Origin of the sequence: Parvularcula sp. IMCC14364 (genome assembly GCF_030758415.1) — a bacterium.
GTDB lineage: Bacteria > Pseudomonadota > Alphaproteobacteria > Caulobacterales > Parvularculaceae > Aquisalinus.
In genome coordinates, this window is sequence record NZ_CP132334.1 from 3,315,787 (window position 1) to 3,331,512 (window position 15,726).

Sequence of the window (15,726 nt, forward strand, 5' to 3'; positions counted from 1 at the left end):
ATGTTCGATGAAAAGGCGACTCTCACACCCATGAACATGATCGAAGCGATCCGCGACGCCCATGATGTGATGATGGCGCGCGATGAAAAAGTCGTCGTCTTTGGTGAGGATGTGGGTTATTTCGGCGGCGTTTTTCGCTGCACAGCTGGCCTGCAGGAAAAATACGGCCGCAGCCGGGTGTTTGATGCACCAATATCAGAAAACGGCATTGTCGGTGCAGCCATTGGCATGGCTGCTTATGGCCTGCGACCCTGTGTCGAGGTGCAGTTCGCGGATTATGTCTATCCTGCGTATGACCAGATCACCCAGGAAGCAGCGCGATTGCGGTTCCGCTCTAAAGGTCAGTTCACCTGTCCCCTGACGATCCGTATGCCAACAGGCGGCGGTATCTTTGGCGGCATGACTCACAGCCAGAGTCCCGAAGCGTTGTTCACCCATGTGACTGGCCTCAAAACGGTTATCCCGGCAACACCATATGATGCCAAGGGCCTTCTGATTTCGGCCATTGAAGACGAAGATCCGGTGATCTTTCTGGAGCCGAAGCGGCTTTATAACGGGCCATTTGATGGCCATCATGACCGCCCGGTAACGCCGTGGTCCAAGCATGAAGCAGGCAAGGTGCCAGAAGGGTATTACAATATTCCACTCGGCAAGGCCGCAACTATCCGTGAGGGGAGCGATGTGACAATCCTTGCCTACGGCACGATGGTCTTTGTGGCAGAAGCTGCCGTTGCAGAAACGGGCATTGATGCGGAAATTATTGATCTGCGCAGTCTGTTGCCGCTTGATCTCGACGCAATACAGAAGTCCGTTGAGAAAACCGGGCGCTGTGTCGTGCTTCACGAAGCAACCCGTACATCGGGCTTTGGGGCAGAATTGATGTCACTGGTGCAGGAAACGTGTTTTTACCACCTTGAGGCGCCGGTTGTGCGCGTCACGGGGTGGGACACACCGTATCCACATGCACAAGAATGGGACTATTTCCCCGGCCCGAAACGTGTCAGCGAAGCGCTGAATAAAGTGATGGAGGCTGCGTAATGGGCATTCACGTTATCAAACTGCCGGATGTCGGCGAAGGCGTGGCTGAGGCGGAATTTGTTGAATTGCACGTCAAGCCGGGCGATGTGGTGAACACGGATGACACGCTTGCTGACGTCATGACGGACAAGGCGACCGTGGAGATTCCCGCCCCTGTTTCTGGCACGGTGACCTGGGTTGGCCCGCAAGTGGGTGAAGTTGTGGCCGTTGGGTCAGAAGTTATCAAACTGGAGGTCGCCGGCGCCGGAAATGTGCGCGATGGTGGCAATACGGCGGCTGCCCCTGCGCCAAAGCCTGCACCTGAGGCGAAGGCTCCGGCACCGGAGAAAACGGCGAAAGAGACTGCGCCAGAGGCGGAAAAAAAATCTGCCCCGGCTGCACCTGCGGTAAAATCGTCCGCATCCTCCATACCCGCACGCAAGGCTGGTGCGGCACGGCGTGCAGGTGAAAAGCCGCTTGCGTCACCGGCGGTGCGCAAACGTGCCTATGACAATGGTGTGGATCTGCAATATGTACACGGCTCCGGACCAGCCGGTCGTATCAGCCATGAAGATCTTGATGCTTTCATCTCCGGAAAGTCGCCTGCTGTCGCTCGCGGCGGTAGTGGTTATGCGCCAAATATGGAGACTGAAGAGATCAAGGTCATCGGCCTGCGCCGCAAGATTGCGGAGAAAATGCAGGATTCAAAGCGCCGCATTCCGCATGCATCCTATGTTGATGAAATTGACATGACGGCGCTGGAAGAATTGCGCCAGCACATGAACGCGAGTCGCAGGGAAGGCCAGCCAAAGTTGACAGTGCTGCCTTTCCTGATGCGGGCGATCGTCGTGTCGGTGCGGGACTTTCCGCAGATCAATGCACGATTTGATGACGAGAATAATGTGATCCAACGTTATGGCGCAGCGCATATCGGTGTTGCAACTCAGACTGACACCGGCCTGATAGTGCCAGTAGTGCGTCATGCAGAAGCCAATGACATCTGGACAAATGCAGACGAAATAAAGCGCTTGGCAGATGCGGCGCGCGACGGCACGGCAAAGCGGGAAGAGCTTTCCGGCTCAACAATAACAATTTCGTCCCTTGGGGCGATCGGCGGTGTCGCGTCAACGCCGGTGATCAATCACCCGGAAGTGGCGATCATCGGTGTGAACAAGATGGTCACGCGGCCAGTCTATAATGATCAGGGCCAGGTCGTCCCGCGCAAACTGATGAACCTGTCTTCTTCATTCGACCATCGCGTTGTGGATGGCTGGGACATGGCGCAGTTCATTCAGACGATTAAAGGCTTGCTCGAATTTCCAGCCACGATGTTTATAGACAGCTGACAAGGAATAATCAGTGAACGATATTACCTGTAAAGTTCTGGTGCTGGGCGGCGGGCCCGGCGGTTACGTGGCGGGCATTCGTGCCGGTCAGCTTGGTCTGGATACGGTGCTGGTTGAAGGCCAGAAGCTGGGGGGCTGCTGCCTCAATGTTGGCTGCATTCCGTCCAAGGCTTTTATCCATGCTGCGAATGAGGTTGCCAAGGTCAACCACTTCGCCAATGGCTCGACAATCGGCATCAGTGTACAGAAGCCCGAATTTGACCTGTCAAAAACGGTGTCATGGAAAGACGGTATTGTCGCACGCTTGAACAGCGGCGTTGGCGGTCTTTTGAAGAAACATAAAGTAAAAGTTGTCCAAGGCTGGGGCGAGATGCAGGACGGCAAGACTTGCCGGGTCAGGACAGATGACGGTGAGGTCATGATCCGGGCAGAGCATGTCATTCTGGCGACCGGTTCATTCTCAACAGCGCTGCCAAATCTGCCATTCGGGGACAAGATCATTTCCTCATCAGATATTCTTGCACTGCAGGATGTGCCAGCAAAGCTGGCTGTAATTGGCGGTGGCTATATTGGCCTGGAGCTGGGGATTGCGCTGCGCAAAATGGGCAGTGAGGTGACCGTTATTGAGGCGACGCCTTCCATCCTGCCACAATATGACAGCTCCCTGACGAAGCCGGTCATGCAGCGCATGAAAGAGCTGGGTATCAAGGTGTTGCTCAATACCAAAGCTGACGGTCTTGAGGACAGCGGCGCGTTAAGGGTCAAGGACTCTGAAGATCAGGCACACAAGATTGATGCTGATAGGATTCTGGTGACCGTTGGCCGTTCCCCGCGCACCGATGGCTGGGGTCTTGGGAATATGATGCTTGATATGGATGGCGGCTTTATCAAAATTGATGATCAGTGCGCCACATCCATGAAAAATGTCTGGGCCATCGGCGATGTAACCGGCGAGCCTATGCTCGCCCATCGCGGCATGGCGCAGGGCGAGATGGTCGCGGAAATTATTGCTGGCGAAAAGCGCCGCTGGGACAAGCGCGCGATACCAGCGGTCTGCTTTACAGACCCGGAGCTTGTCAGTGTCGGCCTTTCCGAGGCGCAGGCAAAAGATCAGGGCTATGATGTCATGAAAGCGGAATTCCCGTTCATGGCCAATGGGCGCGCCATGACCATGGAAGATGAAAGCGGCTTTGTGCGGATCATTGCCCGCAAGGATAATCATCTGATACTCGGGATTGAAGCGGTGGGCGCGGAAGTGTCAGAGCTGTCCGGCGAGTTTGCACTGGCACTCGAAATGGGGGCAACGCTGGAAGATATTGCCGGCACAATCCATGCCCATCCGACCAAAAGCGAGGCTGTGCTGGAGTCCAGCTTGCGCAATCTTGGTCATGCCCTTCATATCTGAGATCAGAAAATCTGTTCTTTCTCAGCACCCCGCTGGCTGACCCAGATGGCACAGCCACAAAAATAAAGTGCGCCTGCCACCAGAACCACGCTCAGGGCCCAGCTTTCCGGTAGCAGGTAAATATCGCGGGCCCAGCCATGCTCAATGTGGCGTAATTCACGCGCCCAGCTCTGCAGGATGCACTCACGGCCATTTGCAATCCGCCCGAGACATACAAGCGGTGGAAAGGCGAGCGCCAGATAAAGCCATAACGAGCGCTCTGCACGGATGGCCTTCCAGGCAATATACGGCCCCGCCACAAGTGCAAAAGCGACGATCAGCGTGTGCATACCCATCAGCCCATGCAACAGGACGGGCTCTGGCAAAAAAGTTTTCAGCCACTCCAACATGTTGAAATCATAGCGATTTATGAGACGTGCCGGAATGGGGCTGGTTGTTTTGATTAATGCGCGTTCCTATGTTAAGATGTGTTAATAATAGGGCGTCAGTTTTGTTGCGTGTCTTGCTGCTGTCCGCGCAACTGCACATAGCTGGAGACAATCAAATGTCCCGAACGGGCTCTTCTTTCCGCGCCATCATCGTGCTGCCTGCAGCGGCTTTGGTCACCCTCGGCATCTTCTTCGCCATGAGTGGTCTGATCCGCAGCGAGGCGATCCTGGATACCAGTGAGCGTCCCGCCGTACCGGATATCTTCATGAGTGAACGGACGCCGCCCCCTCTGAATGCAGGTGATTTGACGACAGATAATATCGTGCCACCCCCACCGGTAGAGCCGGGGATAGAGCGCTCCGCTGTGGACGGGCCAGACTTTACCCCTGGCCCGGCGCCGGCCCCAACCGGGCCGGACCAGGTCTTCACACAGATGCCAAGCCTGAATTCAGCAATTCTGCAGTTCCAGCCAACCTATCCTGCAAGCTGCCAGAACCGGGGCACAGAAGGGTATGCCATTGTTGTTTTTGACGTGACCGCCAATGGTGATGTGGTCAATGCCCGGGTGGCAGACTCCAGCCATGCCTGTTTCGAGCGGGCGGCTCTGGATGCCATTCGCAAATGGAAATTCAGTCCAACGCCGCGCCAAAGCGGGATTGTCAGTCGGGGATTGCGCAAATCTTTCGTCTTCCGGCTCTCACAGTAACTCTTTGCAGCGTAAAAATTTATGAGCCGCTATATTATCAGTCTGTGTCTCGTTCTCCTGCTTGCAGGATTTATATTTCTTTTGAGCAGTCTTGGTGTAGGGCAGCCGACCAATACGGCGACAACGCCGAGTGATACGCTGGCTGTGGAACTACTGGATCAGCTTGAGCCGGACGGGAGTTTTGCAGAAAAACCTCTGGCGAGAGATGGAACAGAAGCGTTACCGACACCCTCACCGCACAAGCCGAGTGTGCCGAAGGCCGTGCCGGGCGAGCCGCCGGTTGAACCGGACCTGCCATGATCTGAGTCCAACCGGATAAATGCGCGGCTTTTTCCACTAATATCCAGAATGCGCTTCCGTCTTTTTGCGAACACCCCTTATCTTGTGTACGTTTAGGTTTTGTTAACCAAATGTTGATGATTCCACCGTCGACTCCGGGACAGGCATGGGCAAGCGCAGAAGAGAGAGAGACCGGCACAAGAGGCTGTGGCGCACTGGCGTTACGGCGTTGGCTGGACTTTTGCCTGTTTCCGCTCTGGCGCAGGAAACTGAAACCTCACCAGCAGCGTTGAGCTCAAACCTCGATCCAATTCATATCATTATGGGCGGCGCAGTGATGCTGGCTGTCGGCGCGATGACATATGCGCTGCGTGTGTCCAAGCTATCACAGAATGCTCACCTTAATCTGTCCCGCCAACTGGCGGATATGGAAGCGAAACTGGACAAGTCAGAATCCGTTCTGGCAGCGCATCCCGGCTTGGTGCTTGTCTGGCATGACTCTTACGAGGATATTGAAAAAGGCTGGGGGCATCCACGCGTGCTGGGTGGTCCGGCGGCACTCGCGTCGATCCTGACCTTTGCTGATGATGCAGCCGTTGCGCTGGCCAATCCGGCGGCAGCACTACTGAACAAGCTGGGCGAGCTGCCACTTGAAGAAGAAGTCGCGCCAGAGGATGTCCGCAAGCTGAAGGACCGTGTGAAGGAACTGCGCTCGCATGGCGTTGCCTTCTCGGGATCGGTTGTCACCGATGAAGGCCGTTCTATTGAAGTAGATGGCCGCGTTGCGGGGGACCAGGTGACGTTATGGCTGACAGACCCTGCCGTGCGCCTTGCGGAAGATGGTGGCATGATTGGCAAGGCGCGGGATCGCGCGGCTGACCTGCATGGGGCGCTCAACCATCTGGATCGCTTGCCAATGGCAAGCTGGCGGCGCGGGCCGGATCTGAGACTGGAATGGGTAAACAGCGCTTACGTCAGTATGGTTGAGGCGATCAATCTGGAAGAGGTGCTTGAAAATCAGATTGAAATTGACGGCGCATTCAAGAAACTCGCCGAGCGCGCGCGGGAGGAATTTTCCAGGTCGACAGGCCGTAAGGTAGTTGATGACCTTGTCGTTGTGAATGTGCGTGGTATGCGCCGTGTGCTGCGTATTATGGAGCAACCGATGCATGGGGCCGGTGAAGCCTGCCTTGGCGGCATCGCGATTGATATTACTAAGCTGGACAAGGCGCAGGAAGACCTCAAACGCCATCAGAATGCCTATCGCAAGACACTGAACCAGATGCCATCTGCTGTGGCTGTTTTCAGTTCTGCCCAGCAGCTGGATTACTACAATCAGGCATTCCTTGAACTATGGAAGCTGGACGATGCTGACTTGCGTACCCGGCCATATCATGGCGAGTTGCTTGACAAGCTACATCAGAAAAGCCGTTTGCCGGCCTGGGCCGACTACAATAAATGGAAAGAAGATCAGCTTACACTGTATACAGAAGGGCAGCTTGATGACTGGTCAATGGACAATGCAACGCCGGATGAAATCTGGAGCCTGCCAAACGGGAAGACCCTGCGTGTAGCACGCCAGCGGCACCCTTTAGGCGGTGTTGTAGTAGTCTTTGAGGATATAACAGAAAATCTGCGACTCGAGACGGAGTTCAACACGCAAATCAGTGTGCAGAGGGCAACGCTGAATAACCTTGAAGAAGGCGTGGCTGTTTTTGCGTCTGACGGGAAGCTGCGCCTCTATAACAGTGCTTTCCTGCGCATGTGGCAATTCGACCCGGCAAAACTGGCTGAGCTGCCTGACTTTGTGCATCTTGCAAAACAGTTCAACCGTCTATCCACGGGTGATTCTGCGGCGTGGAAAACGTTGAAGGCAAGGGTCACGTCTTTTGCACCTGAAGATCGGACGCCGATTGAAAAGGCTGAAGTGGTGCTGAAAGATGGAAGGTCATTTGCATATGGGACTGCACCATTGCCGGACGGTGCAACTCTGCTTACTTTTCTTGATGTGACCGATAGCCGCGAGCGGGAAAAAGAGCTCCAGGAACGCAATGAGTGGCTTGAAACCGCAGACCGCATCAAGTCCAAGTTTGTCAATCATATCTCGTATAATCTGCGCAATCCGTTGAATACGATCATTGGGTTTGCCGAGATGCTTGAGACGGAAATGTTTGGTACGCTGAATGATCGGCAGAAGGACTATGCTGCCAGCATTCTCAGCGCATCAAACCATTTGCTTGATCTTATCAACGACATTATTGATCTGGCGGCCATTGATGCTGGGAAACTTGACCTTGAGTTGAAAGAAATTGACGTCAAGAAAACGCTTGAAAATGCTGCCACCTATGCTGCGCTGAAAGCAGAAGATTCCGCCGTTACACTCAATGTGGAAGTGGCGGATGATATTGGTGCCATGGTTGCTGATGAGAAGCGCATAAAACAGGCGCTGTTCAATCTGCTCGCGAATGCTTTCTCCTTCACTGACGAGGGAGGCTGTGTCACCCTTGCTGCCGAGCGTGATGGCAATACGATCCGTATATCTGTCAACGATACCGGTAGGGGCGTGTCACCTGAAGATCAGGAAAAAGCCTTTGACCGTTTCGAAAGCCGTGGTCCCGGATCAGGGGCGGGCCTTGGTTTGTCTCTTGTTAAAAGCTTTATTGAACTTCACGGCGGCTGGGTCAGGCTTTCTTCCTCAGAAGGAACCGGCACACAGATCAGCTGCCACCTGCCAGCCAATGGCCCGGCCACGCGCATCTCGCCAGAAGATGAAGCTGAGATTGCCAAGACTGACAGTTCTGAAAGTGATGATGAAACCATCATCGTTGCGGCGGAGTAAGTCGTCTTTGCCATGCACTTGCCTGTACGCTTGTTAAGGCAGTTTTCGCGCGCGACCTCTCGCTTTGCCGATTTTGTCCGATTATGATGAACTCATGAAAACATATGTAGTATTATCCGCGTTTTTTGGGTTTTGCGTAGTGTTGCCTCTTCCCGCAGCAAGTCAGATATCAGTTGACGCTGGTTATCAGGAATGTGTCAGCCGGGTTGAGCAGAATGCGGAACAAGGCCGCTATTATGCTTTACGCTGGATCAGCGATGGCGGCGGCGATCCAGCTGTGTATTGTGCGGCAGTGGCAGACCTCGCGGTTGGTGTTCCCCGTCTTGCGGCAAACAGGCTGCAAAGCCTTGCGGAGAAAAACCGCACGCAGGATCCATACCTTTCTGCCCGCCTCTATATTCAGGCAGCGCAGGCCTGGGCAACTGGTGAAGAAGCTGAGCTGGCGATTTCTGCCATCAGTGAAGCTGAGCGTATGGCACCGGCAACGGAAGAGGTTAAGTTATTGGCCGCGCCGATCTATGCGCAGATCAGTCGCTGGGGCCTTGTGAAAAGGTCGCTTGATACGGCCGAGGAATATAATGCGCTATCCGCGCAGGCACTTACTTTGCGTGCCAGGGCGCGAAAGGAACTTTCTGATCATGAAGGTGCCGCGCGCGATCTGCAACTTGCGCTCAATCAGGAGCCCAATAATATTGATGCGCTCGTATTGCGTGGAGAATTAGCGCAAACGGGCTATGTTATTGATCCTTATACTGCCCGCTGATCTCTGGACCGCTTCTGCGAAGCAGCACATACTCAATCTTAATCAGGACAGGCAGACTGACGCCTTATGGCACGATACTGGGAAAATGATCATTATATCCGGGACCTGCACGAAGCCGCGAGCTTTGAAGCAGACAGGCGGGTGGATGATGGCTATCAATTTCCTGTTGGAGTGGCTGACATTGCTTCATCACGGGCGGCCATGCTGTCGCTCGTTGACACGCTGGCCCGTAGTGTCACGCGACAACTCCTTTTTCTGGCTTCTGCCGGCATTTTTGTCGCGATTGTTTTTCTATTGTCCGTACCCGCGCTTGAGTGGGCGGTTATCGGGCGGTTATCGCTCTGGCTTCTACTTCTTTTTGGGGCGCTCACATTCTCGTGGCACAGCGTGCGTAGTTTTCGATTCGGATTTGGATATAGTGGTAAGCCATTCACGTGGCGCACAGATTATACATGTATGCTTGCAGTCATCAGCACAGCGTTTGGCGTCGGGTCTATCTTGCTGACCCCTGAGACAATTTCTCTCACTTCTTCTGTCATCATATCTACTTTGACCGTTTTAATTGCGCTGGTATTCGGATTCGGCCATATTGCCTGGCAGCCTGCGGCAGTCACATCCGCTTTGCCAGCTGTGCTGATCGCACATCTGTCGCTGCTGTTTCATATCTTTCCACTTGGCACAGAAACGCAACAGGCACTTGCCATCTGGTTAGGGAGCCTCCTTTTCTCGCTTGTATGTTTCGTAGCAGGATACAGGCGTGCCCGAAAAATAGCTGCTGATGCATTGGCGCGTCATCCGCGCAACGCTATGCGGCAGATACAATCCCGCCACAAAAAAACGAGCGGTGCATATAATCCATACAGCATCAGGGCCAGAGAAGTTCAGGCGAAGCACCCTGCATCATTAGAGGCCGAGAGAGCTGTAACTGGCGGCAATCGAAGTCACTGATGCAATATAGGCGGCCGTGCGCATTTCCTTCACGGCTGGATTGGTAACAAGCACTTCCCGAATGCTGTCATAGGCACCGCGCATAGTATCATCGAGTCCGGATCGGACCAGCGCCAGTTCGTCTGAGCCGCGCAGGAATTCCTGTTTGAAAGAATCATTAAGCGGCTTCCCGATTTCTTTTTCGAGTTCGGCGATCAGAAGGTTTGCCTTGAACTCTTCCTGGCGCCTTTGCATGCGGCCAAAACGAATATGAGACAGGTTCTTTACCCATTCGAAATAGGAAACCGTCACACCCCCGGCATTGGCATACATATCAGGAATAATCTTGACGCCTTTTCGCTGGAGTACAGTGTCGGCATTGGCTGTCACCGGGCCGTTCGCGGCTTCAACAATCAGTTTTGTCTTGATACGGTCTACATTTGCAGAATTGATGCACCCTTCGATTGCTGCCGGGATGAGAATGTCACATTCTTTTTCAAGTATATCTGCACCATTTTCATGATACATGCCGCCGCCAAAGCCGCGTACACCACCAGAAGCGGCGATGTAGGATTTTAATTCCTCAATATCCAGACCATCGTCATTGATGACAGCGCCATCACGTTCAATGACTGCTGTTATCTTACAGCCGTCCTCTTCCGACAGAAACTTGGCGGCGTGATACCCCACATTACCGAGCCCCTGAACCACGACCGCCTTACCTTCAAGGTCCCCTTCAAGTCCGGCTTCCTTGACATCTTCCGGATAGCGGAAGAAGGCCTGTATTGCATACTGAACGCCGCGACCTGTTGCTTCAATACGCCCTGCAATACCGCCACTGTTCAATGGCTTGCCGGTGACACAGGCATGTGCGTCAATGTCTGTTGGGTGCAGACGCTTGTACTCGTCTGCCATCCAGGCCATCTCGCGCTCGCCAGTTCCCATGTCGGGGGCGGGCACATTCTGTGAAGGATGTATGAGATCGCGTTTTGAGAGTTCGTATGTAAAGCGCCTTGTAATACGCTCAAGCTCAAATACTTCCCAGTCTGACGGGTTGATGCAGAGCCCGCCTTTTGATCCACCGAAAGGTGCGTCAACCAGAGCACATTTATAAGTCATCAGGGCAGCCAGCGCCTCGACCTCATCCTGATTGACAGAAAGGGCATAACGGATACCCCCCTTGACTGGTTCAGTATGCTCCGAATGAACGGCGCGATAGCCTATGAAAGTATGGATCTCGCCGCGAAGGCGCACACCGAAGCGGACTGTGTATGTAGAGTTGCAAACCCGGATTTTTTCCTTGAGGCCAGGAGAAATATCCAGATGAGCGGCGGCGCGCTCGAACATCATGTCTACACTCTGACGGAATGTGGTTTCGCGGCCTTCTTTCGGTGCCATCTGGGGTCTCCCTTTTTCTTTCTTATAGCTAATGCCTGAAGTGGCGCATACTGGTAAATACCATGGCGAGGCCTGCCTCGTCTGCTGCAGCAATGACCTCGTCGTCACGAATTGATCCACCGGGCTGAATAACAGCGGTCGCGCCTGCTTCAGCTGCAGCAAGCAGCCCATCTGCAAAAGGGAAAAAGGCGTCAGAAGCGACAACCGAGCCCTTTGCCAGCGGCTCGGAAAGCCCGGCAGCCTCTGCAGCGTCCTGGGACTTACGAGCCGCAATGCGGCTTGAATCCAGCCGGCTCATCTGGCCTGCACCTATGCCAACAGTTGCGCCATCTTTCGCATAAACGATGGCGTTGGACTTCACATGTTTGGCAACGCGGAAGGCGAACAGCATATCGCGCAACTCATGGTCGCTCGGCGTGCGTTTTGTAACGACTTTCAGGTCTTCTTCGGTCATTCGCCCTGTATCCTTGGTTTGCCAGAGGAAACCACCGGAAACAGCCCGCATGACGGGATAGGCTTGTGTCATATCCGGCAAGCCATGAGTCAGAAGTATGCGGACATTTTTCTTCTTTGCAAAAATGTCCAGGGCTGCCTGGTCTGCTGCCGGTGCAATGACCACTTCTGTGAAAACCTTAGCAATTTCCTGCGCGGCCTCGGCAGTCAGTTTTTGATTCAGGGCAACAATACCGCCAAAGGCAGATACCGGGTCGCATCCCAGCGCCAGTTTATAGGCCTCAACCATACTCAGGCCTGTTGCCACGCCACAGGGGTTTGCATGTTTGATAATGGCGACAGCTGGAGTCGCAGGATCAAATTCTGCAACCAGTTCAAAGGCTGCATCTGTATCGTTGATATTATTATAGGAAAGCTCTTTGCCCTGCACTTGCTGTGCGGTTGCAACGCCCGGGCGTGCCTCGCCGGAAGCGTAAAACGCTGCTTTCTGGTGCGGGTTTTCACCATAGCGCAAAGTCTGCCACAATTCCCCTGCAACGCTGACCCTGCGCGGGGCGTCAATCTCCAGTGTTCTGGCAAACCAGCCTGAAATCGCACTGTCATAAGCGGCTGTCCGCGCATAGGCATTTGCGGCAAGGCGTCGGCGAAGGCTTTCCCCAAGGCCCTGATGGGTGCGTAATTCTGTCAGTACAGAATCATAATCTTCCGGGTCTGTCACAACACCCACATGAGCATGGTTCTTTGCGGCAGCCCGAATCATGGCCGGGCCACCAATATCTATATTCTCGATCGCGATCTCATAGTCAGCGCCGCCAGCGACTGTCTTTTCAAAAGGGTAGAGATTGACCACAAGAAGATCGACGGGAGCAATGTTATGCTCTCTCATTGCGCTCACATGTGCGTCGTTATCGCGCAATGCCAACAATCCGCCATGGATGGCAGGGTGCAGCGTTTTTACTCTGCCATCCATCATTTCCGGAAAGCCGGTGAGGTCAGAAACGTCACTGACGCTCAGCCCCTGCTCGCGCAGTAACTTCGCCGTGCCGCCTGTCGAGACGAGTTCAACACCCAGCTCTGACAGTGTTGTGGCGAACTCGGCTATGCCAGTTTTATCTGACACGGAGATCAGCGCCCGACGCACAGGTTTTATGGTATCGGATGTAGCATTGGGGGATTGGGCAGCAGTTGAAGTGGTCATGGGCATTCCTTTTTGCCACTGCATAGACAGGCGGGCAGGCCGTTTCAAGCATGGAACAGAGGGGCTGCCAGCTTGCAGTATGAGTGGCATTTTCGGTGATAACAGGCGACAGTCATGCTGGGTAAATCCGAGTGTTGATGGATATGGAGAAGCATGATGCCCCCTGTACGCATAGCCATGTGGTCTGGGCCGCGAAACATCTCGACAACCATGATGCGCAGTTTTGAGAACAGGCCCGACTGCATTGTGATGGACGAGCCATTTTATGCGCATTATCTTCAGAAAACAGGTCTTGCCCATCCGATGCGGCAGGAAATCCTGCAGGCGCAACCGACTGATGCAGATGACGTGATCGAAAAGATCGGAGCACCGCATGACGCACCTGTTCTTTTCTGCAAGTTGATGACGCATCATTTGACGGATGCGGTGCCCACGGCATGGTTCGAGCGAATGCGGCATTTTTTTCTGATTCGCGATCCTGCCCAGATGCTCGCCTCTTATGCGGCGAAGACAGATGATCACGAGTCTGTGCTTGTTTCGCTCAAGCGAGAGGAAGAACTTTTCGATCAGGTGATGCAGCTTTCAGGTGAGATACCCCCTGTCATTGATGCGCAGGACATGCTCGCAAACCCGCAAGCCATGCTGACGCTACTTTGCGAAAAACTGGACATATGTTTCCGCTCTGAAATGCTGCACTGGCCAAGTGGGCCACGAGACAGTGATGGCATCTGGGCATCGCACTGGTATGGGTCAGTGAACACATCTACGGGCTTTCGCGCGCCTGCGACCATGCCGGTCCCGGCAAGAGCCGATTTCGCCAAATTGCTTGAGGCTTGTCAGCCACACTATGACAGACTTTACAGCCAGCGCCTGACAGCAGGGTAGTTTTCACTGGCTCGCTTCACTAGGTTTGGTGGCAATGATCACAGGATGACACAATAATGCTCAAAATCAGCGCTACGGTATTGACGACGGTTACGACAGTTCTTTCGCTGCACGTCACCGCTTTTGCCGAAATGGCTGAGGCGGCTGATGAGATTGTCGTTACCGGTGAGCGCAGGCCGCAGGCTTTGGGTGACGTGCCCTCTGGCATTACCAGGATAAATGATAGAGAGATTCGCATACAGAGCGCAGATCACCCGGCGGAACTTCTGAACACTGCTCCGGGTACTTTCATTCATCGTGGCTCTGGGCAAGAGCACCTTACGGCTATACGCTCACCTGTTCTGACGGGAGGTGCTGGCGCAGGATCTTTCCTGTATCTTGAAAACGGTGTGCCATTACGATCTGCCGGGTTTGCCAATGTCAATGGATTATTCGAATCCCAGTTGCCTCTGGCCACACAAGTCGAGATTGTGCGGGGGCCAGGGGGTGCTTTTTATGGCGCCAATGCTGTGCACGGTGCCATCAATATCATTACACCATCGCCCGATGAAAATCGCCAGACTGCCAGTATCTCCATATCCGAATTTCGCCGAAAGCTAAAAGGGACAATTGCCAGGGGCAATCGCGGCGAAGGTTTTTTTGCCGGTTTGTATCTGCATGAAGATATCGGCTTTCGGACGGAAAGCGGTGCGGATCAGCAGGGCCTGGTTCTGCGACGTGTGGGTACCAATAATGAATGGTCACATGACACAATCCTGACAGTGACAAATTTGAACCAGGAGACAGCTGGGTTTGCTCAGGGAGATGACGTTTACAAAGACAATCGTCAGCGACGCTTCAATCCTAACCCCGAGGCTTATCGTGACAGCAAGGCGGTGCGTATCCAGAGCCAGTGGCAGAGGGTTGGCGTAAACGGAAGCCTGAGCATTACGCCTTATTTCCGATGGACCGAGATGGAATTCCTGCAGCATTTTCTGCCGTCACAGGCGATAGAGGAGAACGGTCACTGGAGCGCCGGTTTTCAAGGGGCGTGGTACAGGGATGACAATGTCACCCTGGGGGTTGATGGTGAATATACCGAAGGGTATTTGACAGAAATACAATCACGGCCCGATATATTCAGCTTCGTACAGGGCGTGCATTATGATTACGATATCACTGCCACAAGCCTTTCACCATTTGCAAAAGTGAACCGCTCACTGACGGAAAACCTCACCTTAACGCTTGCTGCGCGGGTTGATTATACCCGCTACGATTATCAAACCAATACAGCAGCAGACAGGATTGGGCGCTTTATTCGCCCTCCAGACCGTGCTGATGATTTCCTCACAGTCTCGCCAAAAGCCAGCCTGTTGCATGTTTCGCGTGCAGGTTCTTACTGGGTATCTTATGCGGAGGGGGCACGCCCTCCGCAGACGACAGACCTGTATCGATTGCAACTGAATCAGAGTGTGTCAGAGATAGACCCCGAAAGAATTCGCAGTCTGGAGGTCGGGTGGCGTGGCGATTGGCGTGACAGTATCTCTGGTGAAGTCACTGCTTATTTTGCTGAAAAGGAGAACTTTCTTTTCCGCGATGCAGACGGTTTCACCGTCACCAATGGGGAAACACGCCATGTTGGTATTGAGGCAGAAGTAACGGCACAACTGACAGAAAACCTGTCAGTTAATGCCAGTGGCACATATGCGCAGCACACGTACCGGTTTGATCGTCCCGTCAACAGTACGGCCAACGCCGCAGAAGCTATCCGCAGTGGTGATGATGTGGATAGCGCGCCGCGGACATTGGGTGGTGTGCGGTTGAACTGGCAGCCAACTCCTGCACTATTTGCGCAAACAGAATGGGTCCATGTGGGAGAGTATTTCATGGATGCTTCTAACAGCCGGGAATATCCTGGGCATGATATTTTCAATATGCGTTTTGAGAAGCAGTCAGGGTTTTTCACAGCCTTTGCTTCAGTGAGAAATGTGCTTGATGATCGCCATGCCACACGTGCTGATTTTGCTTTTGGGAATGAGCGCTATTTCCCTGATGAAGGCCGCACCCTTACTGTTGGCGTAAGATTTTCCAACTGAAATGGA

13 protein-coding genes are annotated in these 15,726 nt (G+C 53.8%); 10 read left to right on the forward strand and 3 right to left on the reverse strand.

Features of this window, described 5'->3' with window-relative positions; translation table 11 throughout:
- From RAL90_RS15655 to lpdA, 3 genes are read left to right on the forward strand one after another with little or no spacing between them, the layout of a single operon-like run.
- Positions 1-1,038, forward strand: coding sequence for an alpha-ketoacid dehydrogenase subunit beta (locus RAL90_RS15655; RefSeq protein WP_306252313.1), 1,038 nt, complete (start codon positions 1-3; stop codon positions 1,036-1,038).
- On the forward strand, positions 1,038-2,363 hold the full coding sequence (locus tag RAL90_RS15660; protein ID WP_306252314.1) for a dihydrolipoamide acetyltransferase family protein: 1,326 nt from the start codon (positions 1,038-1,040) through the stop codon (positions 2,361-2,363). Before RAL90_RS15655 ends, RAL90_RS15660 begins: the two co-directional genes overlap by 1 nt.
- A gap of 13 nt (positions 2,364-2,376) precedes the next feature.
- A complete protein-coding gene (lpdA, locus tag RAL90_RS15665) occupies positions 2,377-3,768 on the forward strand; it encodes a dihydrolipoyl dehydrogenase (RefSeq protein WP_306252316.1) in 1,392 nt (463 codons plus the stop codon).
- 2 nt (positions 3,769-3,770) lie between these two features.
- On the opposite strand, the gene RAL90_RS15670 is transcribed toward lpdA, so the two are convergent.
- On the reverse strand, positions 3,771-4,157 hold the full coding sequence (locus RAL90_RS15670; RefSeq protein ID WP_306252318.1) for a hypothetical protein: 387 nt from the start codon (positions 4,155-4,157) through the stop codon (positions 3,771-3,773).
- 155 nt (positions 4,158-4,312) lie between these two features.
- Between RAL90_RS15670 and RAL90_RS15675 the strand changes: the two genes are divergently transcribed.
- The 5 genes from RAL90_RS15675 to RAL90_RS15695 all read left to right on the forward strand — a co-directional run bounded on the left by RAL90_RS15675 (position 4,313) and on the right by RAL90_RS15695 (position 9,732).
- Entirely contained in the window at positions 4,313-4,903 is a 591-nt protein-coding gene (locus RAL90_RS15675) for an energy transducer TonB (protein ID WP_306252320.1), read from the forward strand.
- 21 nt (positions 4,904-4,924) lie between these two features.
- Positions 4,925-5,203, forward strand: coding sequence for a hypothetical protein (locus RAL90_RS15680; protein WP_306252323.1), 279 nt, complete (start codon positions 4,925-4,927; stop codon positions 5,201-5,203).
- A gap of 145 nt (positions 5,204-5,348) precedes the next feature.
- Positions 5,349-8,021 (forward strand): PAS domain-containing sensor histidine kinase, encoded by a 2,673-nt coding sequence (locus tag RAL90_RS15685; protein WP_306252325.1) that lies wholly within the window; start codon positions 5,349-5,351, stop codon positions 8,019-8,021.
- A 139-nt stretch (positions 8,022-8,160) separates the two neighbouring features.
- On the forward strand, positions 8,161-8,784 hold the full coding sequence (locus tag RAL90_RS15690) for a hypothetical protein (RefSeq protein ID WP_306252326.1): 624 nt from the start codon (positions 8,161-8,163) through the stop codon (positions 8,782-8,784).
- Positions 8,785-8,850: 66 nt separating this feature from the next.
- A complete protein-coding gene (locus RAL90_RS15695) occupies positions 8,851-9,732 on the forward strand; it encodes a hypothetical protein (RefSeq protein WP_306252328.1) in 882 nt (293 codons plus the stop codon).
- Here the strand turns inward: RAL90_RS15695 and RAL90_RS15700 are convergent.
- Complete coding sequence (locus RAL90_RS15700; RefSeq protein ID WP_306252330.1) at positions 9,688-11,109, reverse strand: Glu/Leu/Phe/Val dehydrogenase; 1,422 nt, start codon at positions 11,107-11,109, stop codon at positions 9,688-9,690. The two genes, RAL90_RS15695 and RAL90_RS15700, sit on opposite strands and share 45 nt — an antisense overlap.
- A 28-nt stretch (positions 11,110-11,137) precedes the next feature.
- Positions 11,138-12,760 (reverse strand): bifunctional phosphoribosylaminoimidazolecarboxamide formyltransferase/IMP cyclohydrolase, encoded by a 1,623-nt coding sequence (gene purH / locus RAL90_RS15705; protein WP_306252332.1) that lies wholly within the window; start codon positions 12,758-12,760, stop codon positions 11,138-11,140.
- Positions 12,761-12,913: 153 nt separating this feature from the next.
- Here purH and RAL90_RS15710 point away from each other — a divergent pair, with 153 nt between their 5' ends.
- Together RAL90_RS15710 and RAL90_RS15715 are read left to right on the forward strand one after the other, a co-directional pair.
- Entirely contained in the window at positions 12,914-13,645 is a 732-nt protein-coding gene (locus tag RAL90_RS15710; protein WP_306252334.1) for a hypothetical protein, read from the forward strand.
- 56 nt (positions 13,646-13,701) lie between these two features.
- Complete coding sequence (locus tag RAL90_RS15715) at positions 13,702-15,720, forward strand: TonB-dependent receptor (RefSeq protein ID WP_306252336.1); 2,019 nt, start codon at positions 13,702-13,704, stop codon at positions 15,718-15,720.
- Positions 15,721-15,726: the final 6 nt, after the last annotated feature.